This is a genomic window from Streptomyces sp. NPDC056231 (assembly GCF_048270745.1).
In the GTDB taxonomy this organism is placed as follows: Bacteria; Actinomycetota; Actinomycetes; order Streptomycetales; family Streptomycetaceae; genus Streptomyces.
On record NZ_JBLVKW010000180.1, the window covers coordinates 1 to 2,755 of the forward strand.

Annotated in this window: 1 protein-coding gene and 1 pseudogene; one reads left to right on the forward strand and one right to left on the reverse strand. The window is 70.7% G+C overall.

What is annotated here, in order from left to right; translation table 11 throughout:
- A pseudogene (locus ACNPQM_RS43880) lies at positions 1-644 on the reverse strand (hypothetical protein); the annotation flags it as partial.
- A gap of 369 nt (positions 645-1,013) precedes the next feature.
- Between ACNPQM_RS43880 and ACNPQM_RS43885 the strand changes: the two are divergent.
- Entirely contained in the window at positions 1,014-1,745 is a 732-nt protein-coding gene (locus ACNPQM_RS43885; protein ID WP_377541236.1) for a GntR family transcriptional regulator, read from the forward strand.
- Positions 1,746-2,755: the final 1,010 nt, after the last annotated feature.

The window sequence follows — 2,755 nt, forward strand, 5'->3', positions numbered from 1 at the left end:
CAGTACGACGGGTCGTGGCGCTCCAGGAGGCGGCGCTCCTCCGCCGTGGCGTCGTCGTCGAGCGGCACCCGCACCTGGCGGCGGCCGACGGCGAGCAGTGCAGCGTTGAGGGCGATCAGGCTCAGCGAGCTTCCCGCCGGCCACATCGCCCAGTGCTCCGCCGACGACATCGCGTACGAGGTGATCCCAGCCGGGATCAGGTGCGCGGCGTGGGCGCGGACCGCGAGCTGGTTGAGCGTCAGCGGGTAGTTCCGGCGAGCCGACTTCAGGTCGCGGCGCGCGACCTTGGCGTGAGCGCGACCTGCCTTGTCCGCCGTCCGGGCCGCGCGGCGGCCGCCGTTGAACGGGTTGCTGCTCGCCGCCCGTGCGGCCTTCCGCTGGCTCGCGGCGGTCGCAGCCGTCGACCGCGCCGACGTGTTGGCCCGCTGAGCAGCGATCAACGCCTTCAGGTTCTCCGGGGTCCGGAGCTTCGCCCTGCGCTCGGCCTCCGTGTCCCAGCGGTGCGCGAGCGGGGCACACATCGGGGCGGCGCCGTCGAGTGCCTGGCTCGCCGCCGCTGTCGTCTTGTTGATCCGGTCCGCCGTGATCACGCGGGCCGTTTTGGTACCAGTACCGATCTTGTTCCATGCTGCTGCGTAGTCCACGAGTCGCTCCTTGGGTGGTCGTGGATCAGGGCCGGGATTGCCGTTCGCGCGGCGTTCCGGCCCGCCTGTTTTGTGGCGGTTGAGCCCGCAACCCCCGGGCCGCAACCTCCCTTGCGGGCGGTTGCGCCCCCGCAAGCCTGTGACCTGCGAGTTTCGGTGTTGCGGTGGTTTCCGGGGTGGGGCCCCTACGCGTGTGCGCGCGAGGGCCCCGGATTTTCGAGCCGTTCGGCGACCCCTCGGGAGGCGCCGCCGAACAAGACCCATACTGTGGGGGCACAGTTGCTGTGTCAAGCCATACACTGTGCTAGATCACTACTCCGGATGCTGTGATAGATCACCGCACCGTTCACCCGTCGAAGGAGCCCCGCCATGTCCTCGCTGGAGCGCACGCCTCCGTATCTCCAAGTCGTCGGCACGCTGAAGTCGAAGATCGTCAGCGGCGAACTCGCGCACGGCGACGTGCTGCCGTCCGTGCGCGAACTCGCGGCGGAGTACGGCATCTCGACTGCGACCGCGCAGAAGGTCCACCGCACGCTGAGGGCGGAAGGCCTCGCGGAAGGCCGGCAGGGTGCGGCCACCACGGTCAGCACGCGCCGGACCCTGCACCGCACCGCAGCCGACCGCCTGGAGGCGGCGCTCACTACCGGGCGGATCTACGCCGACGGCGAGTACGCCGTGATCACGGGCGCCGACCTGACCACTCCCCCCGAGTGGGTCGCGGACCTCCTGGGCGTCGAGGACGGCGGCCAGGCGCTGCGTCGCCAGCGGGTCACGCACAACGCCGACGCGGAGCCGGTCTCCGCGAGCACGAGCTGGTTCGTCGCTGAACTCGCGGAGACCGTGCCCGCTCTGCTGCAGCGCGAGCGGATCCCGGGCGGCACCCCATCAGCCATCGAGGCCGTCACCGGTCGACGCGCCGTGGCCTCCGAGGAAGCCAGCGCCGCCGATGCAGCAACCGAGGAACAGGCGACTCTGCTTGGCGTCGAGCCCGGCGCCCCCGTTCTGCTGAGCCGGAACGTGTACGTCGACGCGCAGGGCGACACGGTGGAGGTTGGGGAGTCCGTCGCACCAGCCCGCCGTTGGCGAGCCCATCGGAGCTGACCTCCGCCCGCACACACCGAAGCCCCCGCCGATCCGAATTCGGCGGGGGCTTCGTCGTGCCAAGTCCCGAACGTACCGGCACACGGCCTCCCGTGAGCCTCTGAGCGTCGTTCTCCCGCTCCTGCGACTCTCGGTCCGCCGGAGCGCTCACGAGCCCTCAGGCGGGCGTACAGGCCGCCTGAGGCCCGTAATCCTCCGTGGCCTACCGCATACGCGTCTGCGGGTGCTCCGGACGACCAACGACGGCCAGCGGGAAGGGGGGTGGGGTTGCGCGGCTTGAGCGGCCGTCTGCCGGGCCCGGATTGGGGCGGAGCGCCGTACCCCCGCCGTCACGGATGCGGGTGCGTAAGGCGACCTGGAGGCACTCCGCGGCTGAGGGGGAGCAGCTGCTGCCGCGATGTGGCCGAGCGACGCGTGGGCGCTCCGCTAGGAATCGGTCCGTGGTGGCTGATCGTCCGGCTCTCCGTCATCCGCCGGCGGCCACAAAGGCATGGCGGACGCAGTCTGTGCGGACCTGCGGCGAGCCCGTTTCAAGGGAGGCAAAGGTGCGGGGGGTGACGGGGAATTCGTGGCGTTGACCTGCGGTGATTGAGTTTCGACAACAGACGTATTGGAGGGTTGCGGAGTTTCGGCTGTTGTCGAAAAGAAGCGTTCGTCGGCCCGGCCTTTGGAGTAGGCCCGGAACCGGATCTCCTGGTCCCGGCGAGCCCTGTACGCGTACTCCTTGTGCGTGCGCGTGCAGTAGTCCCGGCTGCGGCCGACGCCCTTCTGCTGGATCGGGCCGCCGCACCAGCCACAGAGCTTGTTGCCGTCGGCGTCCCTCGGTGTCTCAGTGCTCATGGCCGACGACCGTACGCGGCGCGTCCTCTGGCGCGGCGCGTGGGCGCAGTTGTTACAAGTTTCTCTACTGGTTCAAGGCCGTCGCTGCGCGCCGGCGCGGCCCGGCTGTCGGCCGGGCCGCTCCTGTCTTCGCCACGCTGCCCGGCCGCCCGCCCGGCGTCGATCCGGCC

Excerpts from the sequence above, each read along its gene's own strand:
- ACNPQM_RS43885 (WP_377541236.1), top strand. The coding sequence starts at position 1,014 with ATGTCCTCGCTGGAGCGCACGCCTCCGTATCTCCAAGTCGTCGGCACG.